Here is a 25,770-nt window from a genome sequence, read left to right as displayed (position 1 = left end):
CCCTTATGCTCAATAACTTCTTCTAAGCTGTCTCTCCTCGTACGAACCGCGGGCAGCCCGTCAAGTCAGGCTCAGTCCGCACTCCGGACAAACGGGATGATGCGCTTGAACGGCATGGCCGCAGCCCGGGCAGCGGTCGTAAGCTTCCCTAATGTCCTCGAAATCCCGTGGAGCCGGCGGAGGAGGTGTCGGACGGCTCGCGGCCTGTTCTCTCAGCAGTTGCTTGATCTCGGATAAATCCTTCGCCATCTCCGACGTGTTCAGCGCGTGCTGAATGACATTGTACAGAATAAAAAAGAATATAAACATGCCGATAAACCAAAACACGACAACAATCATCTGATATCCCCTCCGCGCGAAGATTTGATCTATTGCGCCTCTTGAACCGTTTATAATCGTTCGTCCTTACGTCTGCGCATCGTTAACTTTTCTATATTTGCTTTCGATGCGGGATAAGAGCTGGTCCAGGGCCAAATAGCCGTAGATCAACACTAACCCGCAGAGCGCCAGTTGACTGCTCGCTCTCCCTCCGATCGAAACCAGCACGCCGAGCGCAATCCCAAGCGAAGCTGCGACCAGCAATACGTTGCCGAACGCCTGCAGTGCCGGAGATCGGCCGGATCTAGCCAGCTTATCGATAAGCAGGGAGACCGGAAAAACGATGATAACAATAAAAGCGTACGCAATGAAAAAAACGGCAATAAGCTGCAGCCCTAAATTTTCTCTTAAAACGGGAAAAAACACAGTGATATAGACGGCAAACAGTACGGACGCTGTAAAGGCGCCGATCATTTTGCTGGCGAGGCTGCGTTCGGTTCGCTTCATAAATCCGGCGCCTCGTTAATCAAGGTCATGTGAATGTGATCCTCCCATTTCCCGTTGATTTTCAAGTACTTGCGGGCCAGCCCTTCAGGCTGGAAATTAAGCTTCTCGACGAGACGAAGCGAAGCTCCGTTACGCGGCATAATATTCGCCTCAATGCGATGAAGCCGGAGCTCCTCGAAGGCAATCGACACTACCGCTCGAAGCGCCTCTTCCATATAGCCTCGGTTAACCTCTTCGCCATCCAGCTTATAACCCAAATGACAGGATTGAAAAGCGCCCCTAACGATGTTGCTTAAAGCGATCGAGCCGATGATTCGGTTCGGCTCTGCTTGCTTGAACAACCAAACTTTGAGCAGCTGTTCCAGCGCCATGCTCGACTGATCGAAACGCAGCAGCTCCCGCTGCCTTTCCAGCGTATAATAATCCGGCGTTCGCAGCGGCTCCCAAGGAAACAGAAACTGCTCGTTGCGCACCACGTAGTCCAGAACCTGCGGGGCATCTTTCTCGTCGAGCGTTCTTAGCTTCAGCCGGGAGGTGACATATTGTTTGACGATCATTGCTTTCTCCCTTTTTCCGCAAACGTCAGTCCGATCTCCTCAAGCGCAGGATGAAGCAAACGAATCGACTTCGGCCCGAAGCCGTGCAGCTTAAGCAGCTCCGCCTTGCTATGTCCGGCCACCTGTTCCAACGTCGTTATTCCGGCACCCTCCAGCGCTCGAAGAGCCGGACGGGACATGCCGGACGGGAACGGATGGCCCTCTCTCGCTTCAGTCATCTTCATACCTCCTGAGTTTGAGCTTTTTTCCACTCTTTGTATTGTACCATAGTTCACCCTGAGAAGGCTGCGAGACGCCCCGCCCCTTCGGCATTCCTCAGCAGAACGGAATAAATATTCTATACTATTTCTCGCGGGAGGGGAATATCTTCTAGTTGTAGAATGGAGGAAATTCGATTGCAAGCTCATGAGACAGACAAAACGGGGAGGAATTTCAATGTCCTTATTCGGCGGCATACTCGGCAACTATTCGGAAGTATCGGTGCAAGAGCTGCAAAATCAATACGGCGCTTATCTCATGCCGGACGAGCACATCCACATGGGATTTAAACTCGTTCGCGACGCATTTATTTTCACCGACGACCGCTTGATCTTGATTGATCACCAAGGCGTGACCGGCCGAAAAACTAGAGTAGCGTCCATTCACTTGAATTCAATCTACGAGGTGTCGATGGAGACGGCCGGGACCGGCTTCGACGACAGCGAGATCGTGATCCACTATATTACTTCGCCGTACCATAGAGCGAATAACGTTCAAACCGCCAGCTACAAGTTCGAATTCGGCAAAAAAATGAGCGTTCAACCGATTTATGTCACGTTGATGACGATTGCTTCTCAAAACAGCAAACGGTTGAATTCATGACAAGGAAACCGCCCCCGAAGGGCGGTTTCGGCGGTTTAATCCGTAGTCCCTACATACTCTAGCAAAAATGCAAATTCTTCTCCGAGCTCTTCCTTGCTGGACGGCATGTTTTTAAAGCCGACTCTGAGGATGCGATCTCCACGGCGCAGAGTATAGACGGGCCATAAACCTCTTCAAGCTCGATTCCCCCTGATTTTCCGCAACAGCTGCGCGAACCCTTCCGCTTTTACCGTCAGGACGATACCCAGCAGCAGCCGAATTCCTTGCTCCACAAGGGAAATGTAGAAGCTTCTGTTGTCGATATACAGATTTTGGGCATCCATGTTCGCGTAATTCAGCAGCATTCTCGCCAAGGTCGTGATCGCAAGTATCGCCAATATAAGTCCGACTACCGCCAACACGAACGCCTCCACCCCTCTGAAGGACGGAGAGGTTTCGTTCTCGCCTGAACGGGACGGAACGAGAGATCGGCTTAATTTGCCCGCCGACAACCACAACGCCACGCTTATGACGAGCAACAGAATCGACGGAACGCCGACGAGCAAGAACACTTTTCCATACGATATATCTTCCCCCAGCACTTGCAAATAGGCAGGCAAGGCAAAGTCCAAATAATTGACCAGATGATTCAGTCCAAGCACGAAAAAGTAAACCGCCATCACTCTAATCGCCAAATATGCCAGCTCTCTAATGGTCATTTTCGCTTCCTCCCGCTTTCGGATTTCCTTCAATTAAAGCAGCGTCAACAGCTCTTCCAACTGACGAATCGTGTGCAAGGGACGTGCGGAAAGCTCCTCTCTCCACGGCTGATTTACCTTCATCCATATTCCGCCGATGCCGATCTGAGACGCTCCTTCCATATCGTTGACAGGATGATCGCCTACGTAGACGCACTCTTCAGGCTGAAGCCGAAGGCGCTCGAGCGCCAGCTCGAATATTCGCGGATCGGGTTTCTTGATCCCCGCCTCTTCCGATACCAGAATGAGGTCGAAGTCGTCCCTAATGCCGAGCCGATCGATTTTGCCGTATTGGATGGCCGTTTTGCCGTTTGTGATCAGGCCGGTTTTGTACCGTTTTTTGAGCTCGAGCACTACTTCTCTGGCCCGATTCATAGGAATAGCGTTCCCGACATACTCTGCACCGTAAAAGCCCATCAGTTCTTCCAGTCGGGGTCTAGCTTGCCAAGGCAGAAGGTCGATCAGTTCCGCAAACAATTCGTTCTTGTCCTTATAGCCGTCCTGATCCCGTTCAATGATTGTCTCGTATATCGACTGCGGGAACTCTATGTGTCGGAAGTAGTTAGAAATAAAAGCATGTGTAAAATTGCTGAACGTTCTCGTTCGGTCCAATATCGTATTGTCCAGATCGAACAGAACGGCTTTAATCGAACTCATGGCTTGCCCCTCTCTGCAAGACATCCGTTGTAACGAGCTTGCTCTAGGTCGTATTTTTTCTCATAAACAAAGCAATCTCCTCGCTGCCTGTTCCCCGATTCGCGTACAGCGAAAGGTCGATTCCTTCTACGGTAAAGCCGCATTGCCGATAAAATCGGATCGCCGCGCTGTTCGTATTCTGCGTTTCCAACGTTACGGCCCTGAAACCGCCCCGGCGAGCCAATTCGACGACTTCGCCAAGCAGTTGCCGGCCGAACCCCCGCCGCCTGTAGCCCTCATGCACTTGAAAATGCCAGATCATCAACGTGTTGTTCCATGTCTGCGGTTCCGTTATGGCCAGCGCAGCCAATCGACCGTCTGCGTACAGCCCGAGGGAGTGGCCAAGCTTAACCATTTTCCTGTAGTTCTCGATATCTTCGTCATTACTTAACTCTTGCTTGATAAAGGGGGCTTTTAACTGAACCAAACTCAAGCGAAGATGAAAGGCATCCTCCGTCTCTTCAGTTATCGCTTCGTATTTCTGCATCGATGTGTATCCGAATACGCCAAGCTCATGAAACTCTTCTCCAGACAAAGCTGTGAGCCGCTTAATTTCCATTAGCCATTCCTCTCATTACAGTCGATCTGCGAATTCATTAGAAATTCCACGCGATCCAGCCAATGATGCTCCCGATCCGCAAGCAGGGTGCGCCATCCCAGCTCCAGTGCGGGAATTAGATTTTTCTCTTGATCGTCAACGTACAGAATCCGCGTATTGCCGTCGAAATGGGACTGCACCAGCTCGTAGATACGAATATCAGGCTTGCAGAGCCCGACTTGGTTAGAGATCGTTATACTGCGAACGAATGGCTCAATGACAGCCAGATGCGGATTCAGCCATTCGCGGCAATGATTGCTAAGCAGATGAATATCGGCAATACGGCTCCAATTCTGAAGACACTCTGTCGCAGGCAAAGTCTCCAGCGACTGGATCAGCGCATTCCGGGCCTGATCCGCCTTCAAATTGGGATAATGAGTTTGCAGCCAATTCCAAAACCCCGCCTCTCCCAGACGACCGGTCCACAATTCTTGGCGAATGCTCATAAACCTATCGCGGACTTCCGAGTAGGCTACCCCGAATTCCAAATCCAGCATACGGAAAAAGCGAGAAGAAAAATTGCTGATGATTACGCCCGCCACATCCAGAACGAGCTGAGGTCTGTCAGTCATCTGTCTATCCTCCGGGTTAAATGTCCAGACAGTTAAGGATTTGTCCCGACTCATATCTTGTATCGATAATGGAGAGGAGACGTTCCCCCACTTCATCCGTTGTCTTTAATTGCCCCTCCCGATAGGCTTCCTGGAAAAAAGCCGCCATCTGAAAGAAACGCTCATCCTGCCCTCTGGCCGCGGTCTGCATATCCGTGTCAACCATGCCCGGATCAACGCCGACGATCTCGACAGGATCTTCTTTCTCGGCTTATTCCATCCCGATGCAACGCGTGAACATGTTGATTCCGGCCTTCGCCGAGCAGTACGCGCTCATTCCGGGGATGGGCGACGTTCCCGATCCCGAAGAGATATTGATTATTTTACGTCTTGCGGTAAAACTTTCAGTGAGCTTAAGGAATCGGGATGAGAGGACCATAGGCGCTAGCAAACTCGTTTGCAAGCTGCGATTCAATTCCTTGGCGCTGCAATGCTCGGCGTGCTTCAGCGGCTCAAGTACTGCAGCGTTGTTAATTAGACAAACCATATTTGTATCGGCCGTATCGATACGGCCGACAATGTCGTCAAGCAACGGCTTAAGCTCATCCACTTCGCTCAGATCGAACCGCTTATGAAGATAACGTTCGTATCGTTCCAGCTCGCCGACCGGCCCTCTAGAGATTCCATGTACGTAGTCGCCTCTTTCCAAGAGCAGTTCGGCCAATCGACGGCCAATTCCTCTGGATGTCCCCGTAATGATAAAGTGTCCTTGACTCATCCCGTCGCACTCTCCTGTTTACAGATCATCCTTACATTTTCTCGCTTAAAGACACTCCAGCAATTCGCTCATTTCCCTAATCACGTACTTCGGACTATGCAAATCCGCGAGCTCCGTCTTCCCTCTGTTATAGAAGCAGAAGTCGATGCCAGCATTACGGGCTCCTTCATAATCGTCGGCCAACGAATCGCCTACAAAGAGAACGTCACGCGAAGCCAGACGCAGCTCCTCCAGGGCGTATTCGAAAATCTCTTTCCGCGGCTTGCGGATGCCCACTTCGTCCGATACGACGACCGAATGGAACAGGTTGAAAATATCCCCCGCGGCGAGCCTGCGTCTCTGGGCTTCGCCGATTCCGTTGGAGATGATGCCTAGCTTATAGCGAGCTCTCGCAAAATCGAGTACGTCTCTCGCGCCGTTTTCGAAATAACAAGTGTTGCAAAAATAGTCCCAGTAGGACGCCGTAAGCCGTTCGTGCTGGGACGCGTCAGCTTCGAGCGAGTCGCGGAAGGAACTGATTAACACGTCTTGAATCGATCTGTGAGGGCCGCGATTGTTGACGAAATCCATCCAGTGCCGGAGGTTATGCTGTGAGAAAATGGTCCAGAACGCATCCCATTGCTCCTCTTCATCCACAAACAGGCGATGATCGGCAAGCGTTCGCTTCATGGCGTCCAGTTCGCTGAACGAATAATCCAGCAGCGTATTGTCCAAGTCGAAAATGATCGCTTTATACATACTCTCCCCTCCCGTCAATAGACAAGACCCCGCCATAGATAGCTCCTATCTTAGGCAGGGTCATGTTCGTTTGAGTTATCTTCCAGAATTATACACGAAATCGACGCGAATGTCTTGGTATAGATTCAGCGGAGAGGTCGAGCAGGAGTAGCACCGCCGCTGCCCGACATCCAGCAGCGTCAGGCGCTGGCCGTGTTTTGCCCCAGTGTCAATGCCTAATCGTCCGGCTTCGCACCAGATTCGCCCGATTTCTGCGCCGAGCTTGTAGGTGGGCGTGTGACCGAAAATAACGGTGTACGGAACGTCAACGGTTTCCCTCCAGAACGGCTCGCGGATCTCCGTCAGATCTCGCAGCGATTGCTGGTCAAGCGGAATTCCCGGACGGATGCCGGCGTGTACAAACAGATAATCGTCCGCGATCCAATAAGAGGGAAGAGACTTCAACCATTCCAACAGCGGCGCAAGCTGCGCGGGAGCTGTATCCAACCCCGCCACCATTAGGTCGGTGTTGCCGGGGAGCGCTACGGCTCCTTGATCGGACAGTTTCTTAATCGTTCTCAAGGTGTCCCAGGATTCCGGCTCTTCGTTCACGTAATCTCCTAGCAGCACCAGCCGGTCCTCCCCCGCTTTATAGCCGGCCGTCTCGAGTAGCAACAACAGACCTTCTTCGTGTCCGTGTATATCCGATACGGCTAACAAACGGGGACGTTGGGAAATGCTCAACGGATTAACCCCTTTCCTGCGACTTGTCGTAGATGTAAGCTGCGGATCTGGGCAGCGAGACGGTAATAGGCGTCCCCGGCGGCAACTGCCGCTCTACAAGCAGATAGAGCTTCTGCCCGGCATCGGTATTGGCGACGATGCGCCACCGTTTGCCTTCGAAGGTGCTGTGCCGCACGGTCAGACCAAACGTCGTCCGATCGTCTCCCTGCCGCCGTCCACCTTCATAAGCTGCGGCCGTCTCGGCGGCAACGGTAATCTCCGCTTCGCCGGAACCGTGAAAGACGATGTCGTCCGGACGAAAGAGCAGCTCCGCTTCGCTGCCTTCGGCGAAAGCTTCGGCTCCTACTCCCTCGATCACAATCGAGCCGCTTCTCAGACCGACGCCGCGAGCCGTTCGGACGATCGTCCCTTCGATCCGGTTGATCGCGCCAAGCAGCGAAGCGGCCCAACGGCTCGCGGGCAGCGCGTAGCAATCGGCCGGAGTTCCGATCTGATCGACCGCGCCGCTGCGCATAATGAGCAGCCGGTCGGCCATGGCGAACGCTTCCTCCGGATCGTGCGTCACATGAAACACGCTCGTGCCGAGATGCCGGAACAAATAGGCCATTTCGGTGCGCATTTCAATTCTCAGCCGCATGTCGAGATTGGACAGCGGCTCGTCGAGCAGCAGAAGCCGGGGCTGCGTCGCCAACGCTCGCGCGATCGCGACCCGCTGCTGCTGACCGCCGGACAACTGCGGCGGAAGCCGCTTCTCCAGTCCGACAAGCTGCAGCATCTCCAGCAATTCGCCGACGTGTTTGCGGATGTCGGCGCGGTCCATGCGCCGGTTCTTCAGCCCGTATGCAATGTTGTCGAACACGCTCAAATGCGGCCAAAGCGCATAATCTTGAAACACCATATTCACGCCGCGTTTCTCCGGCGGTTGCATGCCGCGAGAGGAGGAGATCACTGCACCTTCAAGCAGGATTTCGCCGCCGTCCGGAAGGGCGAGTCCGGCTATGAGCTGCAGCAGCGTCGATTTGCCGCAGCCGGACGGTCCCAGGACACTGATGATTTCTCCTTTGCGCATATCGAGAGAGACGCCCCCCAGCGCTTGATGGGATTCGTAGCGCTTGGCAACGTCTTTAATTTCCAGAAGCGGTCGTTCGCGAGAAGCTCCGTTCATGTGCGGGCCACCTTTCGCCGCAGGAGCATCTCCAGCAGCAGAATAATCAGAATAACAGTTCCTCCGCCCAGCATTGTGGCTGCGGACGCATAGCCGAAGTTCAAATCCTCGAAAGCTTTGTTGATCGAAACCGGAAGCGTAAAGAAGTTTGGCGGGAACAAAATCGCATTTACCGCCAGGTCGAATACGCTTGAGCCGAAAGCGGCGAGAGCCGCCGACAGCAACGCGCCGCGAATGAGCGGAGCCAGAATGAGCCTTACGAGGTTCAGCAAGGAGCCTCCTTGCATCTGCGCCGCGTCGAGCAGCGTGCCCGGCACCTTCGCCATCGCGCCCACCATAATTCTCGTAATGACGGGAACGGCGCCAGCGACGGAAGCAAGCACGAGTATAGCCGGCTTGCCGTACAGCAGCAATCCGATCGATTCGAGCCAGGCTTGATTCCAGACGAAAATGTAGCCGATACCCAGCACGACGCCCGGAACGGCCAGCGTAACGAGCGACATCACTTCGATCCAGCGCTTAAAGCGGAAACGGGAGTAGGTGAGCACGAACGCCACCGCGACGCCCAGCGCGAGCCCCGCCAGTGCGGAGACGGAAGCGATGAGCAAGGACCGGCCCAATCCCGCTAACAGCTGGCTGTGGTCCGCAAACAGCGAGACATAGTGCGAGAACGTCAGATTATCGAGCGTGAACCCGCCGGATTGCGTCCGGAACAGCGACATCAGCACGTTCGTGCCGATCGGAATGCCGACTACGACAAGCAGGAACAACAGGTTGCCGATCGTCAGGAGCGGCGTCATCCGGCCGGCAGGCTTCGGTTCAGACGGGATAGCGCGCGCCGACAGAAAATCGAAGCGCGAACGCCGCATGACATAAAATTGCAGCAGCATCGCCAGCGATATGAGCAGTACCAGATAAAAGGACAACACTCCGGCCATATCGAAGCGGATCGGCGACGTGTACAGCGCGGAATAAATCGAGTAAGGAAGCGTCGGGAACCGGTAGACGGCGGCGATCGAAGCCGGCAGCCCGAAATCCCCGACCGTATCCATGAACACGAGCGCAGCGCCAGCCAGAAACGCGGGCAGCAGCAGCGGCGCCTGTACAGTGCGCCAGACCCGCCATGCGGATGCGCCGCACAGTCTGGCCGCTTCGGCGAGCTGCTCCACCTTCCACTCCATCGCGGCATGAACGCTTAAATAAGCGAGCGGAAACTTGCTGAGCGTCATAACGACGATCAGCCCCGCCGGCTGGAATACGGCGGGCGTAATCCAGCTCCAGCCCAGCAGCTTGACGGCCAAGCCGCCGCCTGCGGCAAACATGACCCACCCCTGCGCTAAAATAAACGAGGGCGTGATCAACAGCCCCCAGACGGCCGCATCGAGCAGGCGCGCGGTCGGGAAGCGCCATGTCGCTCGCGCCATAGCCAGCATGCCGCCGAGCAGCGTAGCAAGCAGCGTCGTTCCGCTTGCCAGCAGCACGGAATTTTCCAACGACTTCAGCCATAACGGACGGTTAAACAGCTCCAGCAAGAGCCGCAAGTCTCCCAGCTTCCAATCTCCGAAGAAAACCCCCGGCAGCAGCACCTGAACGATGACTGCCGCCAAGGGGAACAGGACCAGAATGCACAGGGCGAGACTTACAAACCATCCGAGGCGATTCTGATTAAGCCTCGGCTTCAGCATGGCTTACTTCACCGCTTTGTCGGCGAACCATTGCTTGATCTCGGCTTCGTGCTCGAACGCCCATGCGGCGTCTGCAGCAACCAGGTTGGCATCGGCCGCGCGATCCGCCTTCGGATTAACGCCCGGGACGGAAGGCTCGAAGTAGCTCTCATCGCCTTGATCGATCAGTTGCTGCTGAGTGGCCGGGTCGAGCAGGAAGTTGACGAACGCCTTGGCCGCGTTCGGATTTTTCGTATTTTTCTGAATCGCGGCGACGCGTACGGAAGCCGGAGCGCCGTCTTCCGGCCAGATGATGCCGATCGGCTCGCCGGAATTCACCAAACCGTAGGCATTGGATTCCTGCAGCGCTGCCGCTTTGATCTCCCCGGAGCTGAGCGCCGCTGCAACGTTAGGGTTTTTCGGATATACCTTCAAGCCGTTGGCGAACAGAGAATCGAAGAAGGTTTTGCCGCCGTCAAGCTGCTTCTCGCTGAAGAAACGTGCGACGAACGGGAACGCGGGAGCTGCGATGGCCGGATCGGCCATGCCGACCGCGCCCTTGAATTCCGGCTTCGCAAAGTCGTCCCAAGAGTTGGGAGCCTGATCGGCCGTGTACGCATTCGTGTTATAGACGATGATTCCCGCAGCGTGAGCGCCGGTCGGATAGAACGACTTGTTAGCTGGAACGTAAGCTTGATACGTATCCTTAAGCTTGGCTGCATTGTCCGGCACCCAGTCCGTCAGCAGTTGGTTATCCTCTCCCATGCCGTAGACGGTCGGCATCGCATCCAGCCAGACGACGTCCCAGTGCGGATTGCCCTTCTCCGCTTGAATCCGGGACATGATCTCCGCTCCATTGCCCTTGACGAGGTTGATTTTGTGTCCGGTTGCCGCTTCGAACATCGGACCGATAATATCGTCGAAATCGTTCAGGTATACGGTTAACGTGCCTTCGTCTTGCGTTTCGGGAGTCGGCTCCTCGCTAGCGGGCGTTGTCTCGGCCGACGGAGACGCCGTTTCTGCCGAAGGGGACGTCGTCGGTTGAGCGCCGCTGTTCGCTGCATTGTTGCCGTTAGCCCCGCACGCCGACATCACCGTCATCGCAATGGCCAGCAGCAGTGAAATTCCCGTCAACTTCGTTTTCGTTTTTTTCATAATCTCTTGTACCCTCCACCAATCTAGTGTGAAATGCTCTACTAAAAAAGTAACATCGGTTTGTACAAGAGATGTTAATTCCGCCCGCTATTTATGTTAAATAAATCTATTTATATTGATATAAATATAGATTATATCTATAATTACTCGAAACGAAGAAGCGGAGGGAATACGATGAACGTGCAGCAGTTAAAGGTGTTCTTGTCGGTATGCGACGGCCAAACTTTGATCGAGACGGCCGAACAGCTGGGCTTGAAGCAGCCCACCGTCAGCTTCCATCTGCGAAAGCTGGAAGAGACGCTCGGACTTACGCTATGGCGCAAAAACGCGCGGGGCTTCCGACCGACAAGCGACGCATTCGAGCTTCTGCCCTACGCCCGGCGGATTGTCGCGCTGGTGGATGAAGCCGAGGAACGGATGAGCGAGTTGAGGAACCGACAAGGCGGAAGACTTCGAATCGGGGCAAGCCACACGCCCGCGACCTATTTTATCCCCAAGTATCTGGCGCAGTTCCGCGTTCTGCATCCCGACGTGCAACTTCTGTTGACCGTCAAAAAAGCAAGATCGACGCTGGCCATGCTGCGTAATTACGAGATCGATGCGGCGATCGTATCGCTGCCCGAGAAAGTGGAGGACGCTGAAGGGCTTGTTGTCTACAGATTGGCGGAGGACGGGCTGAGACTGTTCCTATGTCCCGAACATCCACTGGCTTCTTTCGAGGAAATCGCGGTGGAGCAGTTGCATCGGGAAACGTTTCTGCTGCATGAGTCCGGTACGACCTCGCGGCAGCTCACCGACGAATGGGCGGAGCAGGTCGAACTAAAACTGGATTCGGCCATGGAGATGGGAGCGATCGAGACGATCAAAGAGGGGCTGAAGTGCAATATGGGCATCGGCGTGCTGCCATGGAGAAGCGCAATCCGGGAAACGCAGTCCGGCGAATTAATCCAGCGTCCGCTTCCCCGTTATCGCAATAACCGGTTCATCTGTCTTGCGCTTCGGGACGAGGAAACGTTGTCCCCCCATTTGCGCCAGTTTTTGAGCTTCGCCAGGTCCAGCATGTCCGTTCTTGCGGAATGACGCCGGACGATGATTCGGTTTCGGCTGCGTTTGATTACGGCTTATTTCCGCGCTCTGGGCTGTTGCCGTCGGTGCTGTTCCGCTTCATTTCCTGCAATACTAGATCGAGACGATTGATAATTCTTTCGTCGTTCTCCAGCTTTTTCTTCAGTAGGACGGCATTCCTGCTCTGACCGATGAACAGCAGAATCAAGAGCAATACAGTAGCGATGAGTATAGCGTCCATGCGCAATCCCCCCTATGTGCTCAGAGATCTTTCTTGTAAAAATAATGCTTGTACCCGGTCGGGGCATTGTCGATGATCGCGATGACTTCGTAACCGAATTTCTTGTAAAATTCGGGCGCCTGAAAGCTGAACGTGTTCAATTTGATAAAGGTGCATTCCTTGACTCGAGCGAACCGCTCGGCTTCCTCCAGCAGTGTTCTTCCCAGTCCTTGGCCGCGAGCATCGTCGGACACCCACAGAATCTCGATATCCAGCCAGTTCCAGCGCATGACGCCGTTAAGACCGGCAACGACTTCATCGTTATCGTTTTTCAATACGAGATTCAATTCCTCGTATGTTCCGTTTGGAACATGCCTTGAATTGAATTCGATCAACTTATTGCGAACGCGAAGAGCTTCGTCGCCGGTTCCTCGGATGAGCTTGAGAGCGTCCGCCATACTTAGTCACCCCTTATTTTTATTTGACAGACAAAATTTCGCTATGCGCCTCTCTCAGACAAGTCTCCCGCAGCCGAGCATCGTTTTCCGTCAACGGACTGATTCGGCTGGATTGGAAGGAAACCAGCTCGTCGCCGCGATAGTAGCAATGATGCTCATAGCAGTGCGGTTCCTGCAAGGCCGCTTCCAGAAACCGGCGAATATTCGATACGACGCCGCCATTATTGGCGTCCATAATCCAGTCGATCGGCCGCCAATGCAGGATGCCTTCGTCCGTCTCAAGCGGAGTCGCGTAGTCGAAGCTTCCCTCCACTTCCGCCACGTACAGATACATTCCGCCGAAGCTGGCGTCGTCGTCATTCCAAGTGATCATCCCTTTATACTCCAGCCCGTACCCCTCTATTCCGGTCTCCTCGCGAATTTCACGAATCATCGCGTCGCGGGGCGTCTCGTTCGCCTCGAGCTTGCCGCCCACTCCGTTCCAACGTCCCAACCAAGGGGCGAAGTTCCGGTTCAGCAGCAGCAGCTCGTCGCCGCGTCTAATAAAGCAAATGTTGTATTTGATCATGTTTTGCGCTCTCTCCGACTTATGTATTTCTCATTCTCATATTGCAGGCATAAGGCTCGAAGCCCGCCCGTAACCAGAAGCTCTTTCCGAGCCGGTTCTCCTCCAGCACATCGATCTCGATCGTCGCGACGCCCTTGAACCGCAGCTTCTTCAACAGCGTTACTCCCTGCAACCCAAGCCCCTTGCCTCGATACTCGCGACCGACAAAATACTGCCTTAAGTATACTTCTTTTATTCCCGGATGGTAGTCGTTTTCTTTGAAACGATAGAGCGCGTATCCGGCGGTTTCTTCCCCGCAGATCAGAAAATCGGCCTTCCAGTCGGCTTCGAGCCAGTTCCGCATGCGAGCTTGAAGCTGCTCACGGTCCAGCGGATTAGAGCTGCCCTCGTCTTCAATCAAACGCTTATTCATATCGGCCAATAAGCCGACATCATCCGGAGATGCAGCTCTTAAGCGAATCTCCATTGGGCTCCTCCCCCTAAATGCATGGAATGAAATTCAAGAGCTCGCCCATATGCGCAATACAGCCATCCGGAGTCAACCCGGCGCTGCGCAGCTTCGTCAGGTCGGCCCGATATGCGATAAAACGCACGCAGGCGTCCTGCGACGCTTTGCAGTCGATCCACGCGTCTCCAACCGAAAGCCAACTTCGTCGATCAAGCTGAGGATAGCTGTTCATAATGTATTGAAACCCGTCCGGCGACGGTTTAAGTTTGCCAGCGTTTTCCCGACCGACAATCAGGTCGAAGCAGTGCGAAATCCGATTATCATCCAACGCCGCCCTTGCCGCCGACAGCGAATTGTTCGTAAGAACGACAAGAAGATATTTCCCCCGCAGCTCCTCCAGCATAGCGGGGACGCCAGGCTCCAGCTCCGCCCCCTCCATGCCCGCTAATTCGTGCTTGCCGGCAATCGCCCAAACCTCCTCCTCCTGCAGTTGCGTCATGTCGCCAGTCTCAAGCGCAAGCTGAATGAGCGTGGATGAGGTTTCACTGTCTAATTTCACATTGTCTGGCAGCAAGCCGCGCTCGCGGAGGTAGGCATGAATGTCCCGCTTCATCCATCCAAAATCGATGCTCGAGCGAAGCAGCGTATTATCCATATCGAAGATGATGCCTCTAACCGGGTGCTTCTCCATTTGATCTTACCTGCCTTATCTGCCGTCTGGATTCTTCCTCGACGCCGAACGCTTGGCAGCCCAGGTCCTGACGACGTAATACAGCACAGCCAACAAAACAAAGCTGCCCGCAAGAATCAACCAATTCGGCTCGATAATCACTCCGAATGATACTTTATGCTCGAGCTCCTCCACGCTTTCATAACGCTCCGTAATGTCCGGAACATAACTACGCGTAAGCATCAATCCCGAGAGGATCGCCCATCCGATATAACCCGCATAAACCATCAGCCCAAACAGCAGGCCTTCGATTACATATCGTATTTTCAACCCTCTTCGCCCCTGTCGTCTAACTCTCCTTACGTACGACGAAGGTAACACAATCGCTTGTCAGCAAAATGTCGCGTCCGTTTCTTTCAATTTCGAACTGCAGCGCTTTAGTCGTCGTATAGAGCGTCCCCCAGCCCGGATAGGCAGACGATAATATCTGCCGCAGCCGTTCTTCCGACAAATTCAGCTCCATATACGGCTCTAGCTTCTCCCCCGTTAATGCGTCCGTTTCTCGAATGCTCGCGCTCATGATAATGCAGTTGACGCCGCATCGGCGTGTCCCCCGCGCCATTCTGCCCAGCACCGACATAAACATTCTCTCAGACTCTACATGTTCAAGGGAAGATACGGCGACGATATAGTCATATTCGTCTGGGGCGATCGCATAGTCGCCGATGTCGGATTGCATGGTTCTGATCTGCTCTCCGACTCCGTATTCTCGACTGTAAACCTCCAGCTTGGACAGAGCCGAAACCAACAGATCGACGCATACAACTTCTCCCGAGCGGGCCTGTAGAAATTGAGCGATCGGGATACTGTTTCGCCCGACTCCGCAGCCAAGATCCAACACCCGCACATAATCGTACGCCGCAAAGCTCTCCAAGGCCTCCATCACCGTACGCACCGGCTTCGCCAGCCAAGAGCCCTTAGCAAACAGCTTTTGATTTTCGTACAGCGCCTCGTGATATTTTCTTTCTTCTTCTCTGATTTCCTGAAGTCTGCCTCCTAGATTTTCAATCACAGATCCCCCTAAAGCTCCTTACGAAAATAGACCAAAATCAGACGGTCGTTAACCTCCTCTTCCTTGAAAATCTCGTAACCCAGCTTGCTATAAAACTGAATATTCCGCTCGCTCCTATGCCCAGTGAACAGCTCGATCGTATTCACATCGGGAAAGGAATCCTCCACAGCTTTCATAAGCCTCTTGCCGACTCCGCGGTTCTGGACGTCCGGATGCACGATTAATTTGCCGATCGTACATTGCCCTTCTCCCGGGCGAACTCTGACCGAGCCGACAATTCTTCCAGAGAGTTCAGCTTTGAAAACGATCCATTCCTCCGCTTCGCGTTCTAATTGTTCCAAAGTTTGCGTGAGCGGCTGAATCATATAATCGTCGTAGATCTCGGCCTCGCTTTGATAGGCGGCATACTGAAGCCGAAGAATTTCCGGCAAATCCGCTTTGTTCGCACGGGTAATCGTCGGCATTCCGGACATCCTTTCAGTCGGACGAGGTTCATCCCCTCGGTCTTTTTCCTATCATTATAGTTCACAACATAAATTTGGTAAAATGTTCAATACAAGTTTTATATTTGACTCGTTAATTATTCTCTCACAAGATCCGATGATTTCTTCACGATTTCTTGTTTGGCATCGTTCACGATCAGTCGAAAAATATCCGGACGGCTGTAGTGCCCGACGACGTCGAAATCAAAGCGGCTTTGCGCGACCTGATCGAGGTCCAGCGTGGCGAACAGCAGCCCTTCCTTATCGTAGAGCGGCTCCGCGACGTATTCTCCGAGCGGTCCGACGATGGCGCTGCCTCCCCTGCTCAAAATCTCGTCGTCTTCGCGAAGGTCTTCATGCCCGGCCAAATCTGCGGGATAGGAAGATTTCGTCGCATATTGATTGCTGGACAGCACGTAGCAGCGGCCTTCGCAGGCGATATGCCGGATCGTCGCCTGCCATGAATCCCGGGCGTCGGCGGTCGGCGCAATGTAAATATCGATACCCTGCGCATAGATGGCGGCGCGAGCGAGCGGCATGTAGTTTTCCCAGCAGATCAAGCCGCCGATTCTGCCGTAGGGCGTATCGATGACGGTTAACGTGCTGCCGTCCCCTTGCCCCCATAAGAGTCGCTCGGAGCCCGTCGGCACCAGCTTGCGATGTTTGCCCAGAAGGTCCCCGTCCGGTCCGAAATAAACGATCGTGTTATAGAGCGTGCCTCTGCTGAACTCCCGATCCCGCTCTACCGCTCCGACGATCAAATACACCCCGAGCTCCTTGGCCAATTCCCCCAACAGCTCCGTCTCCGCTCCGGGGATGTCGATCGAGCTTGCCCAATAGCGCCGCCAATGCTGTCTTCCTTCCTCCGTACGGCTGCCGACGCGCGCGCCGAATCCCAGGCCCCGGGGATACCCGGGCAGGAATACCTCCGGAAAAACGATCAGCTTCGCTCCTTCGGCCGCCGCTTGTCTTGACATGCTCCCGATCTTATCCATTGCGGATTGCTTGTCGAACAGTATTGGCGCAGCTTGAACAACGGCAACTTTGACGTAACGATTATCCATCTTGACTCGTCACTCCTCATTCCGATTTAACATCCTGGATCACTATGATATCAAAAACGGACCGAAAGTTGACCCTCCAGTTCGCCATTCTTCTCCCCATCCACGTTCAACAAATCGTGACAATCTGACCTCGTTATTCCGAAAAACGGAGACTTATTTTCCGCCGAACGGTGGTATGATAAAATTTCACTAAGTCCGATTGAATAACGGGAGTCGATATAGATGTGGAAGCCGGACCGTCACAGCCAACAACCGCTATACGAACAGATCGCCGATCATCTGGAGCAGCGTATCTCCTACGGCGAATTTCCGCCCGGCAGCCTGCTGCCTTCGGAACGAAAGCTGGCCGAGCAGCTTGGAGTCAATCGCAGTACGGTCATCATGGCCTTCGCCGAGCTTAGATCGACCGGAATCATCGAAAGCCGGACAGGCAGCGGCACGCGCGTAAGCGCGACCAAATGGGGCGTTGCGCCCAAGCATACGCCGAACTGGAAGCGTTATTCGGAGGGCGGCGGCTTCCTGCCCAACCTGCCTTTTATGCGCAAAATCCGGGAAGCTCTGGCCCATAATCCCGAGCTGATCGATTTCGCCAGCGGCGAGCTGGCCGGCGATCTTGCGCCCAACGACGAAATCGCCGCGCTGATGAGCGAGCATCGCTATACGTCGTACCTCGGCTACGATAACCCGCAAGGTTATATTCCGCTTCGCCAAGCGCTCGTCTCTTATTTGGAGGCCCATCGTAATATCCGCACGACCGAGGCGTCGGTGCTCGTGACATCGGGCTCTCAGCAGTCGCTGTATCTGATTACGCAGTGTCTACTGTCGCCGGGAGACGCCGTAGCCATCGAAGATCCGTCGTACTGCTACTCTCTGCCAATGTTTCAGTCCGCGGGCTTGCGGTTGTTCCGTCTTCCCGTCGACCGGTACGGCATCGACCCCGACGATGTGCGGGCATTGTACAAGAAGCACCGCATCAAGATGGTGTTCACGAACCCTAACTTTCAAAATCCCACGGGAACGGTGCTGGCTGCCGAGAGACGAAAGCGTCTGCTGGACGTAGCAAGCGAGCTGGCGCTGCCGATCGTGGAAGACGATCCGTTCAGCCTGACTTCGTACGATGGAGCGCCCCCGTCGCCGCTGAAGGCGATGGATGAAATCGGCTCGGTGCTGTACATCGGCTCGTTCTCCAAAATCGCCGCCTCCGGGCTGCGGATCGGCTGGATGGTGGCGCCGCGAGCGATCGCGGAGAGGCTGGCCGACGCGCGGCAGCAAATGGATTTCGGCCTTAGCGTTATTCCGCAGCAAGTCGCCGCGCAATTTCTGAATTCCGCCTATTTCGAGCCTCATCTGGAACGATTGAGAATGCAGCTGCTGTTCAAGCGAGACTTGCTGGTTGAATCGCTCCATAGAGAGCTGGGAGATCTCATTCGTTTCGAGATTCCTCAAGGGGGACTGCATCTCTGGTGCAAGCTGACGCCGGACATCCATGACGGCAAGCTTCTGGAGGAAGCCGTGCGCAGGGGCGTTGTTTTCGTACCTGGCAGCGTCTACGGATCGGATTCCGGCTTTGTCCGGTTTACGTTTGCCAGAGCGCGAACGGAGGATATACCATCGGGAATTGCCCGGTTTGCGGAAGCGCTTCGTGCAACAACCGACGGTTAAACGACGAAATAGAGCTGCCCATCAAGCAATCTCAGGGGCAGCTCTATCTATTCTTAGGCGCATAGGTTGTTAGCAGGAATAAGTTTCGCGCCTCAATTGTTCAAGGCGATTACGATAGCGGCCACTATAATCATGCCGACGACATAAATTCCGCCGAGTCGCAGCCACTTCTTTCCTGTATTTTGCGAGTAGCGGGGGTCCGCTTCTTTATTGCTTTTCGATTGACCGATGATCAATGTCGCGACCAATCCCGCTGCCATAACGATAATGACTATAGCCATCAGCCATGCCATGTTTATCACCTGCCAAGGGAATGATGAGTACTCTGCTGCTGTTCCTATTCCCATTATAATAAACCGTCCGCCGAAGCAAACCAACCATTTCCGCTTTTTTATGCCCATCCAATTCAAAATTATAAAAAGGGGCTATCCCATAAGTAGGGTCGTACAAGATGATCGATCAAAGAAAAAGTGCATGTATCTTCTGGAGACTGCCTCATACGGTCCTGAAATTACCCTATCACAGGTTTACCATTCGGATTTCAGGATCGTATAGCATCGGAAGGAGATACATGCACGACAACATTCTCTATCGATCATCGTTTCGTACGACTTTTTTACTTATGGGACAGCCCCTGTCGAGTTCGTCATTAGCGGTACAGCATCGGGAACAGCTTCCTCTTCTCTTCCTCGTCCGGCATTCTGCCGTAGTCGGCTACCTCGAAAGGCTCTGCATAACGAATGCGAGAGGCGGCCTCCTGGCCATAATGCGCTTCAAGTGAAGCTTTCATCTCCTCCGAGACATTCAAGAACGTGCTCCAATTGTCCAAAATGTACTGACGTCTGTTCTCCCACCCCGACGGAACGGAATCGAGAAAACCTCGCTGCCATGGCGCGAATTCGTAAAACTGGGAGGCATGGGCATCGCAGCCGAGCAGCTTCTTCTCGATCGTCTCGTCGACGGAGATTACAATGTCCGGCCGGTATGAGTTCCTCTTCGCGTAATCCGGCATCAGCAGAAATAACGGGGATTTTAGCAAATACGGCGCATCCGGCACTGCATTGGGAACCATGGCGATGAAATCGGCGCAATCCCGCACGATTTTCCCCGCACCGCGATTGTCGATATGACCGGGTCCGTCCGGATGAAACGTCACAACGACGTCCGCCTTCCAATTGCGAATCAGGCGTATCACTTCCGAACGAATTTCGTGCGTCGAGGCAAGCTGTCCGTCGGGAATGTCCAAAATCGTATATTCTTTCACGCCGAGCCTGCGAGCGGCCTCGTAGGCTTCCTGCGTTCTTCTCTCGATCAGTGCTTGGCCGTTCATGCTGAAATGTCCGCAGTCTCCGTTCGTCAGCGAGACGAATTTGACGTAGTGGCCCAGTTCGGCATACAGCGCCGCAGTGCCTCCGGCATAAATCTCTGCCTCGTCCGGATGAGCGGCGATTACGATAATTTGCAGTGTGCGGTTCATTGTGTATAATCCTCCAAGCGGTTTTAGCCTTTGACCGCGCCCGCGGTCAAGCCTTTAATTACAGTTTCTTGCGAGATCATGTAGAGGACAAGCAGCGGCGCAATCGAGATCGCAATTGCGGCCATCATTGCGCCATAGTCGGTACCGTACGCATTCGAGACAAGCGAGAGCAGCACCGAAATCGGCTGCATGTCCCGCACCGGTAAATACACGAGCGGCATTAGCAGTTCATTGTACGACCACAGAAAAATCATAATCGATACCGTTGCGAATATCGGCACGCACAGCGGCAATATGATACGGTAGTAAATTTTCCAGATGGACGCCCCGTCTACGACCGCCGCCTCTTCGAGCTCTCCGGGCAGCGCCGCCATAAAACCGGTCATCATAATGATGGCGAAGCTCAGGTTGCCGGCGATCTGCGGCAAAATAACGGACCAATACGTGCCGTTCAAATGCATTTCTTTAATAATGATAAAGTTCGGTATAATAACCGCGAACTGCGGCAGCAGCATACAGACGACGAACAGCACGTTAAACAGACTCTTGCCTCTGAACTGAAAGCGGGACAGGACGAACGAAGCAAGGCCCGCAAAGATCGAGACTCCGAGGACGACGGAGCCGGAGATGAGCAGGCTGTTCGCAAAGCCGCGCAAAATGTTGATATTCCCGTATTCGTTCAGCTTGGCATAGTTAACGAAGCTGAAGCTGTCCGGCAAGCCGAACGCGTTCGTTAAAATTTCCTCGGACGACTTGAGGCTATTAAGCAGCACCCACAACAGCGGAACGATGGTCGTGCACGCCCAAGCGATCAGCAGCACGTAAACGATCGTTTTGCCTGTGTAACGGCCGGGCCCGCGCCTTTGCCCGATATTTTCCGCGACGGTTGACATCGCATTTCCCTCCCGAGTCAGAAGCTAATCGTATCTTTCTTGACGGCTTTGTTCAGCAGCACGGTAATCAGAATGCCCAGCAGCATCATCGCAATGACGATCGTGCTTGCATAGCCGACGTTCTGGCCGTTAAAGGCTTTGTCGTACATATACGTGCTGAGCAGCTCGCTGGAATTCATCGGGCCGCCTTTGGTCACAATGTAAACGACGTCGAACACCTTGAGCGCCCCGGCGGTCGCCAGCGTCAAGCAGGAAGCGATAACGTCGCGCAGCAGCGGGATCGTAATCTTCAAAGCCTTCTGAATGCCCGTTATTCCGTCCAGCTGCGCCGATTCGTAGATGTCCTCGGGAATTTTCGAAATGCCGGTCAGGAAAATAACAAAGTAAAAGCCGACATATTGCCACAAAATCGGAATCAGCACGAGATAGATCGAGCTATGCTCCGTCAGCCACACTTGCTCGGGAAGCCCAAGCGTGCGCATAATGGCGTTCAGCAATCCGTAATCGTAGTTGTAAATAATCGAGAACATCAGACCGATTGCCGTTCCCGAGATCACGATCGGGAAGAAATAGACCGTCCGGAAAAACTTGAAGCCCCGCTTCACGCTATCCGTAAGCAGAGCGAGCGCCAGCCCTCCGCCGGCTTGCAGAACGATCGCTCCGACGGTCAGGATAAGGGTGTTTCTCAAGGCGATGCCTACGACCGGGTCCTCCGCAAGCTGACGGTAGTTGTCCAATCCGATAAACGTTTTCTCATTGGAGAAGTTATACCAGTCCGTGAAGCTGTAAAACACCGATTGAATCAACGGATACAGCAAAAACGCGAACAAAAGGATGACCGTCGGCGCCAGGAAAAGCACGATATAACGTTTGTCTTTGAAATTCACATCGGTTCCTCCTAAAGAGGCATGCTCCCGGGGCTCATTCGCTGAGCCGGGAACGGCGATATCCGCCCTTCCCGCCCAGGAGCGTTAGCCCGCTTGCCTAGCCTTGGTTGCGATCGCTGAGCTTCTTCGCTTGCTCCAGCACTTCCTCCGCCGTCTTCTTGCCGTTCGCCAAATAACCCAAGCCTTTCAGGAAATCGGTGTACGACTCGCGGGACACGTAGGAATCGATCGGCATCACGAAGTCTTTCGCCTGCGCGACCATTTCGTTGCCGGCTTTGAGCAACGGCGCCGTGCTGCCCGTGTCGGCAGTTTTGACCGCGTAAGTTCCGCCGACTGCGGCAAAAGTGCCGGCCACGTCCGGGGACGTCATATACTTGATGAAGGCCAGTGCGGCGTCATATTGAGCTTGATCCTCGTTTTTCTTCATGTACCAGCCGGAGCCAAAGCCGGACACGATCATGTTCTCGCCTTTGCCGCCCGGAACGAGCGGGAACGGAGCGATCTGGATCGCCGGATTGGCGGACAAGCCGACTGCCGTCCAGGAACCGTTAAACATCATCGCCGCCTTGCCGCCGGAGAACAGCGCTTGCGCCTTGTCGTCATCCAACGTCAGCGCATCGCGCGGGAACGCTTTGCGGTCGCTCAAGTCTTTGATAATGTTCAGCGCCGGAGCCCAGGACGGATCGTACGCCAGCTGTTGGCCTTCCGGGCCGACCTGAGACAATACGAGCGCTTCTTGGATATAAGGCGTAGTCAGCGAGGTTGCGAACGGAATCATATCGTTGGCGGCGAACGTATCAACCGCTTTCATAAACGCGTCAAAAGTCGTTGGAGCCTCGAGCTGATGCTTGTCGAACAGCTCCTTATTCCAGAACAGCCCTTCGTAGAAACCGATATAAGGCAGCGAATACAGCTTTCCGTCGTATTTCACTTTATCGAGAATCGCCGCATTAAACGTGCCTGCCCATTCGGGATCCTTCGCCAGTTCGTCTTCCCACGATACGATCGCGCCCGTTTCCTGCAGCATTTTCGTCTCGCTGCCGTTAAAGTAAAACAGAACATCGGCCAGATTGCCGGTCGCGGCGTCGGCTTTCACTTTCGTACGTAGAGCCTCCTGATTGACCGGGGTCGACTCGTCGACGATCGTGATGTTCGGATTGGCATCCTGGAACGATTGGACGGCATCGGTCCATGACGCTACCCAAGGGTCCGATCCGGCAAACGATGTCGCCACGCGAAGCTTGATCTGCTTCTCTTCTTTGCCGGTTGTCGGCGAGGAGGCTCCGTCGGGGGAAGCGCTGTCTTTATTGCTGCCGCATCCGGCAAGCAATGCGCCTGCGAGCGCGACGAGCATCAATGAAACGGTCAACTTGCGGCTTGTCTTTCTGATCTTCATTCCAGACTCTCCCTTTGAATAAAAATGATTATATTGAACTCGGACACACCGGTTTGTCCGAGAATCAACCGAAGTTGTGTTTTCTATTCATTAATAAACCTTATTAATTAAATGGCGAAAAGAAAAGCCGCTTATTAGACGGACTTTTCCAGAAGCAGCTCGTCGAACACCGCTTCCAACGCCAAGCTGATCCCGCCCATAACGACCGCCTTGCTTCTCAGCTCTGTCGTTCGAATGGACGGCGTTTGGGGAACGTGCTTCCTTACTTCTTCGGCCAAGTTCTCCGTATAAGCGGCGCCGAGCGCCGCAAATCCTCCGCCGAGGATAACGCAATCCAAATCGAGCAGCAGCAGCATATTGGATACCGCAAGTCCCATTAGACGGGCGCTCTCTTTTACATGCTTGACGCAAAGCGGGTCTCCGGACATGGTCGCGCCAATGATCGCGTTAAAATCGATACGTGCGGAATCTCCGCCTGCTTCGTCAAGCACAGAGCTGGCCGCCCCCAATTCGACTTCGGCGCGCACGGACTGTACGAGCGCTTTCACCGATACGAGGTCGCCCAGAAGCGCTGGAGCTAAGCCGTCCGCGAGCGGCTGCCGATCCATAATGAATCTACTCAGCTCTCCGGCCGCGTATCTGCTGCCTTTGAATAGTGCCCCGCCAAGCACGATTCCTGTGCCTATTCCGACGTCCGCGCTCACGAAGGCCGCATTGGCGCTGTCCTTCGCGGCGCCAAAGTTTCTCTCCGCAATGATCGCCGCGTCGATGTCCTTCTGCAGCAGCACCGGCACATCGAAGCGGCTTTGAAGCTGCTCGCGAAAAGCCACACTGCCAAGAGAAGCCAAATAGGAGCCGCACTCCACAACGCCCCGCTCGCTGTCGACGATGCCCGGAACGGATACGGAGATCGCCAGTACCTGACGCGAGGAGATACTGCTTTGCTCGAGCAATTGCTCGATTTTCTCCAGCAGTAGCTCCATCAGCTGCTCTATCCGATACAGATCAAGATCGAATTTCAACTGCTGCAGAACGACCGGCTCCAGATCGCTCATTGCCAGCGTAACACAAGGATTGCTTAAGTCGACGGAGATCAGGTAGCCGTAACGGGGGTTCAGCTTCAGCACTTTGGCCTTGCGACCGACGCTCGACGTTTCCTCGCCTGTCTCCCGCACGATACCAAGCTCAATGAGCTGGTCGACATTCGCGCACACGCTGGGCACGCTTAATTGCAGCGCCTTCGACAGAATGCTTCGAGTAACGCTTTCCTTCTCGCGTATTGTGGAGAGAATCAGATTTTGATTGGTCATTCGAACCAGCTTCTGGTCCGCCGAACGTTTTGCCATTGCTTTTCCTCATTTCCGAGTGCAGCCTTGCCACATACATTAATTAGGTTTATTAATTAATAGATTAAGCGGTTCCATGCTGCCTGTCAATATGTAATTTATCAGATTCGCGTAATTTGAACAGCATCCCCCCCTCCTGCTTGTTGGCAGCGCGGCCAGCTCTCGTCACGGACGCAACTGCGACTAAGCCTCCCCCGCCTCGGCCACCTTTTTCAACTCGTTATTGCGATGCTCCAAAAACTTTCTCATGTACTCTTTTAAGATGATCCTCTCCACCCACCTGCCGATAATTCCAAGCGGCGCTTCAAAGCATAAAGTATCGGTCATTACCGTTTTGCCGTTAATCTCTTCGAATTCGTGGGTATGCTTTAATGTCTTGAACGCGCCTTTCTGCATCTCATCCACGAAAAGATACGGCTCGCGGTATTCGGTAATTAAGGACGTCAGTCGCTGCCTGACTCCCAAATGTTTCGCTTCAAAGGTAACCGTCTGACCATGTCCGATTCTTCCGCTCGTTACGCCTCGAACCGCCTTTTCCTTCGTATGCGGCCATACGGTTCGAGTATGTACATCAATATCTCTCGCCAAGTCGAAAACCAACTGAATCGGCGCATCGATTTCGACTCGCGTTGTTACGGTAATCATATGTTTTTCTCTCCTCTGTCTCTGTTTCTGCACTGTCGGGGTACTCATCTGTAATTTAATATAACTCTCGTTAGACTAAACGGGCGAGATCGATAACAGCCTCGGCGTTTCCCATTTTCTATGTTCGTAGCTTATAAAATATTTTTTGTTTTTCATAGTTATTTGCGACAGATCGATGGAAGTATTTATCGTTTTTAAATTGCCGCTCTCGTCCTGAACGAGTAGGAGATCAGAGCTGTTTTCGATCAATTCGACGACCGCGCCTGTATGATACGTGTAAAAGTTCCAATAAAAAAAGGAAGCCAGCAATACAGCCGCACCAATCGAAATAACCGTCCTGTTTTTTCTCAACATGAACGTCTACTCCCT

Annotated in this window: 35 protein-coding genes; 3 read left to right on the top strand and 32 right to left on the bottom strand. The window is 53.8% G+C overall.

The genetic code is table 11. The features are described from left to right. Nucleotides 1-60 precede the first annotated feature (60 nt). The 4 genes from DFP98_RS06295 to DFP98_RS06280 form a co-directional block, all read right to left on the bottom strand. A complete protein-coding gene (locus DFP98_RS06295; RefSeq protein WP_116059694.1) occupies nt 61-339 on the bottom strand; it encodes a hypothetical protein in 279 nt (92 codons plus the stop codon). A 66-nt stretch (nt 340-405) separates the two neighbouring features. Continuing rightward, nucleotides 406-825: a hypothetical protein gene (locus DFP98_RS06290; protein ID WP_116059693.1), complete on the bottom strand. Its 420-nt coding sequence runs from the start codon at nt 823-825 to the stop codon at nt 406-408. Next, a complete protein-coding gene (locus DFP98_RS06285; protein ID WP_116059692.1) occupies nt 822-1,382 on the bottom strand; it encodes a GNAT family N-acetyltransferase in 561 nt (186 codons plus the stop codon). Before DFP98_RS06285 ends, DFP98_RS06290 begins: the two co-directional genes overlap by 4 nt. Then, the gene (locus DFP98_RS06280; protein WP_181917508.1) at nt 1,379-1,600 is read right to left on the bottom strand and encodes a DNA-directed RNA polymerase subunit alpha C-terminal domain-containing protein; all 222 of its coding nucleotides are present in this window, start codon (nt 1,598-1,600) and stop codon (nt 1,379-1,381) included. The genes DFP98_RS06285 and DFP98_RS06280 overlap by 4 nt, the downstream gene beginning before the upstream one ends. 217 nt (nt 1,601-1,817) lie before the next feature. On the opposite strand from DFP98_RS06280, the gene DFP98_RS06275 reads away from it, so the two are divergent. Continuing rightward, on the top strand, nt 1,818-2,243 hold the full coding sequence (locus DFP98_RS06275) for a PH domain-containing protein (protein ID WP_116059690.1): 426 nt from the start codon (nt 1,818-1,820) through the stop codon (nt 2,241-2,243). Nucleotides 2,244-2,416: 173 nt separating this feature from the next. On the opposite strand, the gene DFP98_RS06270 is transcribed toward DFP98_RS06275, so the two are convergent. The 11 genes from DFP98_RS06270 to DFP98_RS06225 form a co-directional block, all read right to left on the bottom strand. Further along, on the bottom strand, nt 2,417-2,941 hold the full coding sequence (locus DFP98_RS06270) for a hypothetical protein (protein ID WP_116059689.1): 525 nt from the start codon (nt 2,939-2,941) through the stop codon (nt 2,417-2,419). Between the two features lie 33 nt (nt 2,942-2,974). After that, entirely contained in the window at nt 2,975-3,637 is a 663-nt protein-coding gene (locus DFP98_RS06265) for an HAD family hydrolase (RefSeq protein ID WP_116059688.1), read from the bottom strand. A 43-nt stretch (nt 3,638-3,680) separates the two neighbouring features. Then, nucleotides 3,681-4,235, bottom strand: a complete 555-nt coding sequence (locus tag DFP98_RS06260; RefSeq protein ID WP_116059687.1) for a GNAT family N-acetyltransferase — start codon at nt 4,233-4,235, stop codon at nt 3,681-3,683. Further along, complete coding sequence (locus DFP98_RS06255; RefSeq protein ID WP_116059686.1) at nt 4,235-4,846, bottom strand: HAD family hydrolase; 612 nt, start codon at nt 4,844-4,846, stop codon at nt 4,235-4,237. Before DFP98_RS06255 ends, DFP98_RS06260 begins: the two co-directional genes overlap by 1 nt. Before the next feature lie 16 nt (nt 4,847-4,862). After that, entirely contained in the window at nt 4,863-5,051 is a 189-nt protein-coding gene (locus DFP98_RS39685) for a Rossmann-fold NAD(P)-binding domain-containing protein (protein ID WP_246016430.1), read from the bottom strand. A gap of 45 nt (nt 5,052-5,096) precedes the next feature. Continuing rightward, on the bottom strand, nt 5,097-5,603 hold the full coding sequence (locus DFP98_RS06250; RefSeq protein ID WP_246016429.1) for an SDR family NAD(P)-dependent oxidoreductase: 507 nt from the start codon (nt 5,601-5,603) through the stop codon (nt 5,097-5,099). Between the two features lie 45 nt (nt 5,604-5,648). Beyond that, on the bottom strand, nt 5,649-6,341 hold the full coding sequence (locus DFP98_RS06245) for an HAD family hydrolase (RefSeq protein WP_116059685.1): 693 nt from the start codon (nt 6,339-6,341) through the stop codon (nt 5,649-5,651). Nucleotides 6,342-6,416: 75 nt separating this feature from the next. Then, nucleotides 6,417-7,064 carry a metallophosphoesterase gene (locus tag DFP98_RS06240; RefSeq protein WP_116059684.1) on the bottom strand — a complete coding sequence of 216 codons (648 nt, stop codon included), beginning with the start codon at nt 7,062-7,064 and terminating at the stop codon, nt 6,417-6,419. A 4-nt stretch (nt 7,065-7,068) separates the two neighbouring features. Further along, the gene (locus DFP98_RS06235; protein ID WP_116059683.1) at nt 7,069-8,229 is read right to left on the bottom strand and encodes an ABC transporter ATP-binding protein; all 1,161 of its coding nucleotides are present in this window, start codon (nt 8,227-8,229) and stop codon (nt 7,069-7,071) included. Further along, nucleotides 8,226-9,914, bottom strand: a complete 1,689-nt coding sequence (locus tag DFP98_RS06230; RefSeq protein ID WP_116059682.1) for an ABC transporter permease — start codon at nt 9,912-9,914, stop codon at nt 8,226-8,228. Before DFP98_RS06230 ends, DFP98_RS06235 begins: the two co-directional genes overlap by 4 nt. A gap of 3 nt (nt 9,915-9,917) precedes the next feature. Beyond that, nucleotides 9,918-11,048, bottom strand: coding sequence for an extracellular solute-binding protein (locus DFP98_RS06225; RefSeq protein ID WP_220377055.1), 1,131 nt, complete (start codon nt 11,046-11,048; stop codon nt 9,918-9,920). Nucleotides 11,049-11,222: 174 nt separating this feature from the next. Between DFP98_RS06225 and DFP98_RS06220 the strand changes: the two genes are divergently transcribed. Continuing rightward, nucleotides 11,223-12,128, top strand: coding sequence for a LysR family transcriptional regulator (locus DFP98_RS06220; protein ID WP_116059681.1), 906 nt, complete (start codon nt 11,223-11,225; stop codon nt 12,126-12,128). Nucleotides 12,129-12,162: 34 nt separating this feature from the next. Here DFP98_RS06220 and DFP98_RS06215 read toward each other — a convergent pair whose 3' ends face one another. The 9 genes from DFP98_RS06215 to DFP98_RS06175 all read right to left on the bottom strand — a co-directional run bounded on the left by DFP98_RS06215 (nt 12,163) and on the right by DFP98_RS06175 (nt 17,095). Further along, a complete protein-coding gene (locus tag DFP98_RS06215; RefSeq protein WP_116059680.1) occupies nt 12,163-12,354 on the bottom strand; it encodes a hypothetical protein in 192 nt (63 codons plus the stop codon). Nucleotides 12,355-12,374: 20 nt separating this feature from the next. Further along, on the bottom strand, nt 12,375-12,791 hold the full coding sequence (locus tag DFP98_RS06210; protein WP_116059679.1) for a GNAT family N-acetyltransferase: 417 nt from the start codon (nt 12,789-12,791) through the stop codon (nt 12,375-12,377). A 19-nt stretch (nt 12,792-12,810) separates the two neighbouring features. Further along, a complete protein-coding gene (locus tag DFP98_RS06205; protein ID WP_116059678.1) occupies nt 12,811-13,359 on the bottom strand; it encodes an NUDIX hydrolase in 549 nt (182 codons plus the stop codon). 19 nt (nt 13,360-13,378) lie between these two features. Next, nucleotides 13,379-13,825: a GNAT family N-acetyltransferase gene (locus DFP98_RS06200; protein ID WP_116059677.1), complete on the bottom strand. Its 447-nt coding sequence runs from the start codon at nt 13,823-13,825 to the stop codon at nt 13,379-13,381. Nucleotides 13,826-13,838: 13 nt separating this feature from the next. After that, nucleotides 13,839-14,498 (bottom strand): HAD family hydrolase, encoded by a 660-nt coding sequence (locus tag DFP98_RS06195; protein WP_116059676.1) that lies wholly within the window; start codon nt 14,496-14,498, stop codon nt 13,839-13,841. A gap of 15 nt (nt 14,499-14,513) precedes the next feature. Then, complete coding sequence (locus DFP98_RS06190; RefSeq protein WP_116059675.1) at nt 14,514-14,807, bottom strand: hypothetical protein; 294 nt, start codon at nt 14,805-14,807, stop codon at nt 14,514-14,516. A gap of 19 nt (nt 14,808-14,826) precedes the next feature. Further along, entirely contained in the window at nt 14,827-15,549 is a 723-nt protein-coding gene (locus DFP98_RS06185; RefSeq protein ID WP_246016428.1) for a class I SAM-dependent methyltransferase, read from the bottom strand. A gap of 8 nt (nt 15,550-15,557) precedes the next feature. Then, complete coding sequence (locus tag DFP98_RS06180) at nt 15,558-16,013, bottom strand: GNAT family N-acetyltransferase (protein ID WP_116059674.1); 456 nt, start codon at nt 16,011-16,013, stop codon at nt 15,558-15,560. 116 nt (nt 16,014-16,129) lie between these two features. After that, nucleotides 16,130-17,095 (bottom strand): carbon-nitrogen hydrolase family protein, encoded by a 966-nt coding sequence (locus DFP98_RS06175; RefSeq protein WP_116059673.1) that lies wholly within the window; start codon nt 17,093-17,095, stop codon nt 16,130-16,132. 222 nt (nt 17,096-17,317) lie between these two features. On the opposite strand from DFP98_RS06175, the gene pdxR reads away from it, so the two are divergent. Continuing rightward, complete coding sequence (pdxR, locus tag DFP98_RS06170) at nt 17,318-18,757, top strand: MocR-like pyridoxine biosynthesis transcription factor PdxR (RefSeq protein WP_116059672.1); 1,440 nt, start codon at nt 17,318-17,320, stop codon at nt 18,755-18,757. A 92-nt stretch (nt 18,758-18,849) separates the two neighbouring features. Here the strand turns inward: pdxR and DFP98_RS06165 are convergent, their stop codons facing one another. The 8 genes from DFP98_RS06165 to DFP98_RS06130 form a co-directional block, all read right to left on the bottom strand. Next, nucleotides 18,850-19,050, bottom strand: coding sequence for a hypothetical protein (locus tag DFP98_RS06165; RefSeq protein ID WP_116059671.1), 201 nt, complete (start codon nt 19,048-19,050; stop codon nt 18,850-18,852). A 356-nt stretch (nt 19,051-19,406) separates the two neighbouring features. Beyond that, the gene (locus DFP98_RS06160; RefSeq protein WP_116059670.1) at nt 19,407-20,234 is read right to left on the bottom strand and encodes a PIG-L deacetylase family protein; all 828 of its coding nucleotides are present in this window, start codon (nt 20,232-20,234) and stop codon (nt 19,407-19,409) included. Nucleotides 20,235-20,257: 23 nt separating this feature from the next. After that, entirely contained in the window at nt 20,258-21,127 is an 870-nt protein-coding gene (locus DFP98_RS06155; protein WP_116059669.1) for a carbohydrate ABC transporter permease, read from the bottom strand. Nucleotides 21,128-21,144: 17 nt separating this feature from the next. Further along, the gene (locus DFP98_RS06150) at nt 21,145-22,014 is read right to left on the bottom strand and encodes a carbohydrate ABC transporter permease (RefSeq protein ID WP_116059668.1); all 870 of its coding nucleotides are present in this window, start codon (nt 22,012-22,014) and stop codon (nt 21,145-21,147) included. Nucleotides 22,015-22,111: 97 nt separating this feature from the next. Then, nucleotides 22,112-23,410 carry an ABC transporter substrate-binding protein gene (locus DFP98_RS06145; RefSeq protein WP_116059667.1) on the bottom strand — a complete coding sequence of 433 codons (1,299 nt, stop codon included), beginning with the start codon at nt 23,408-23,410 and terminating at the stop codon, nt 22,112-22,114. A gap of 134 nt (nt 23,411-23,544) precedes the next feature. Further along, complete coding sequence (locus DFP98_RS06140) at nt 23,545-24,756, bottom strand: ROK family transcriptional regulator (protein ID WP_116059666.1); 1,212 nt, start codon at nt 24,754-24,756, stop codon at nt 23,545-23,547. A 183-nt stretch (nt 24,757-24,939) separates the two neighbouring features. Next, nucleotides 24,940-25,401 (bottom strand): SRPBCC family protein, encoded by a 462-nt coding sequence (locus DFP98_RS06135; protein WP_116059665.1) that lies wholly within the window; start codon nt 25,399-25,401, stop codon nt 24,940-24,942. Between the two features lie 75 nt (nt 25,402-25,476). After that, nucleotides 25,477-25,755 carry a tetratricopeptide repeat protein gene (locus DFP98_RS06130; protein ID WP_116059664.1) on the bottom strand — a complete coding sequence of 93 codons (279 nt, stop codon included), beginning with the start codon at nt 25,753-25,755 and terminating at the stop codon, nt 25,477-25,479. Nucleotides 25,756-25,770 lie beyond the last annotated feature (15 nt).

The sequence above is a fragment of the Cohnella phaseoli genome, from assembly GCF_003386235.1.
Classification (GTDB): domain Bacteria; phylum Bacillota; class Bacilli; order Paenibacillales; family Paenibacillaceae; genus Cohnella; species Cohnella phaseoli.
The sequence above is the reverse complement of the archived record's forward strand: the minus strand, read 5'-3'. Positions and strand labels throughout refer to the sequence as shown.

What these genes read in the sequence shown, in the direction of transcription:
- DFP98_RS06295 (WP_116059694.1), bottom strand. Translation starts at nt 339, where the DNA reads ATGATTGTTGTCGTGTTTTGGTTTATCGGCATGTTTATATTCTTTTTT.
- DFP98_RS06290 (WP_116059693.1), bottom strand. Translation starts at nt 825, where the DNA reads ATGAAGCGAACCGAACGCAGCCTCGCCAGCAAAATGATCGGCGCCTTT.
- DFP98_RS06285 (WP_116059692.1), bottom strand. Translation starts at nt 1,382, where the DNA reads ATGATCGTCAAACAATATGTCACCTCCCGGCTGAAGCTAAGAACGCTC.
- DFP98_RS06280 (WP_181917508.1), bottom strand. Translation starts at nt 1,600, where the DNA reads ATGACTGAAGCGAGAGAGGGCCATCCGTTCCCGTCCGGCATGTCCCGT.
- DFP98_RS06275 (WP_116059690.1), top strand. Translation starts at nt 1,818, where the DNA reads ATGTCCTTATTCGGCGGCATACTCGGCAACTATTCGGAAGTATCGGTG.
- DFP98_RS06270 (WP_116059689.1), bottom strand. Translation starts at nt 2,941, where the DNA reads ATGACCATTAGAGAGCTGGCATATTTGGCGATTAGAGTGATGGCGGTT.
- DFP98_RS06265 (WP_116059688.1), bottom strand. Translation starts at nt 3,637, where the DNA reads ATGAGTTCGATTAAAGCCGTTCTGTTCGATCTGGACAATACGATATTG.
- DFP98_RS06260 (WP_116059687.1), bottom strand. Translation starts at nt 4,235, where the DNA reads ATGGAAATTAAGCGGCTCACAGCTTTGTCTGGAGAAGAGTTTCATGAG.
- DFP98_RS06255 (WP_116059686.1), bottom strand. Translation starts at nt 4,846, where the DNA reads ATGACTGACAGACCTCAGCTCGTTCTGGATGTGGCGGGCGTAATCATC.
- DFP98_RS39685 (WP_246016430.1), bottom strand. Translation starts at nt 5,051, where the DNA reads ATGGTTGACACGGATATGCAGACCGCGGCCAGAGGGCAGGATGAGCGT.
- DFP98_RS06250 (WP_246016429.1), bottom strand. Translation starts at nt 5,603, where the DNA reads ATGAGTCAAGGACACTTTATCATTACGGGGACATCCAGAGGAATTGGC.
- DFP98_RS06245 (WP_116059685.1), bottom strand. Translation starts at nt 6,341, where the DNA reads ATGTATAAAGCGATCATTTTCGACTTGGACAATACGCTGCTGGATTAT.
- DFP98_RS06235 (WP_116059683.1), bottom strand. Translation starts at nt 8,229, where the DNA reads ATGAACGGAGCTTCTCGCGAACGACCGCTTCTGGAAATTAAAGACGTT.
- DFP98_RS06230 (WP_116059682.1), bottom strand. Translation starts at nt 9,914, where the DNA reads ATGCTGAAGCCGAGGCTTAATCAGAATCGCCTCGGATGGTTTGTAAGT.
- DFP98_RS06225 (WP_220377055.1), bottom strand. Translation starts at nt 11,048, where the DNA reads ATGAAAAAAACGAAAACGAAGTTGACGGGAATTTCACTGCTGCTGGCC.
- DFP98_RS06220 (WP_116059681.1), top strand. Translation starts at nt 11,223, where the DNA reads ATGAACGTGCAGCAGTTAAAGGTGTTCTTGTCGGTATGCGACGGCCAA.
- DFP98_RS06215 (WP_116059680.1), bottom strand. Translation starts at nt 12,354, where the DNA reads ATGGACGCTATACTCATCGCTACTGTATTGCTCTTGATTCTGCTGTTC.
- DFP98_RS06210 (WP_116059679.1), bottom strand. Translation starts at nt 12,791, where the DNA reads ATGGCGGACGCTCTCAAGCTCATCCGAGGAACCGGCGACGAAGCTCTT.
- DFP98_RS06205 (WP_116059678.1), bottom strand. Translation starts at nt 13,359, where the DNA reads ATGATCAAATACAACATTTGCTTTATTAGACGCGGCGACGAGCTGCTG.
- DFP98_RS06200 (WP_116059677.1), bottom strand. Translation starts at nt 13,825, where the DNA reads ATGGAGATTCGCTTAAGAGCTGCATCTCCGGATGATGTCGGCTTATTG.
- DFP98_RS06195 (WP_116059676.1), bottom strand. Translation starts at nt 14,498, where the DNA reads ATGGAGAAGCACCCGGTTAGAGGCATCATCTTCGATATGGATAATACG.
- DFP98_RS06180 (WP_116059674.1), bottom strand. Translation starts at nt 16,013, where the DNA reads ATGCCGACGATTACCCGTGCGAACAAAGCGGATTTGCCGGAAATTCTT.
- DFP98_RS06175 (WP_116059673.1), bottom strand. Translation starts at nt 17,095, where the DNA reads ATGGATAATCGTTACGTCAAAGTTGCCGTTGTTCAAGCTGCGCCAATA.
- pdxR (WP_116059672.1), top strand. Translation starts at nt 17,318, where the DNA reads ATGTGGAAGCCGGACCGTCACAGCCAACAACCGCTATACGAACAGATC.
- DFP98_RS06165 (WP_116059671.1), bottom strand. Translation starts at nt 19,050, where the DNA reads ATGGCATGGCTGATGGCTATAGTCATTATCGTTATGGCAGCGGGATTG.
- DFP98_RS06160 (WP_116059670.1), bottom strand. Translation starts at nt 20,234, where the DNA reads ATGAACCGCACACTGCAAATTATCGTAATCGCCGCTCATCCGGACGAG.
- DFP98_RS06155 (WP_116059669.1), bottom strand. Translation starts at nt 21,127, where the DNA reads ATGTCAACCGTCGCGGAAAATATCGGGCAAAGGCGCGGGCCCGGCCGT.
- DFP98_RS06145 (WP_116059667.1), bottom strand. Translation starts at nt 23,410, where the DNA reads ATGAAGATCAGAAAGACAAGCCGCAAGTTGACCGTTTCATTGATGCTC.
- DFP98_RS06140 (WP_116059666.1), bottom strand. Translation starts at nt 24,756, where the DNA reads ATGGCAAAACGTTCGGCGGACCAGAAGCTGGTTCGAATGACCAATCAA.
- DFP98_RS06135 (WP_116059665.1), bottom strand. Translation starts at nt 25,401, where the DNA reads ATGATTACCGTAACAACGCGAGTCGAAATCGATGCGCCGATTCAGTTG.
- DFP98_RS06130 (WP_116059664.1), bottom strand. Translation starts at nt 25,755, where the DNA reads ATGTTGAGAAAAAACAGGACGGTTATTTCGATTGGTGCGGCTGTATTG.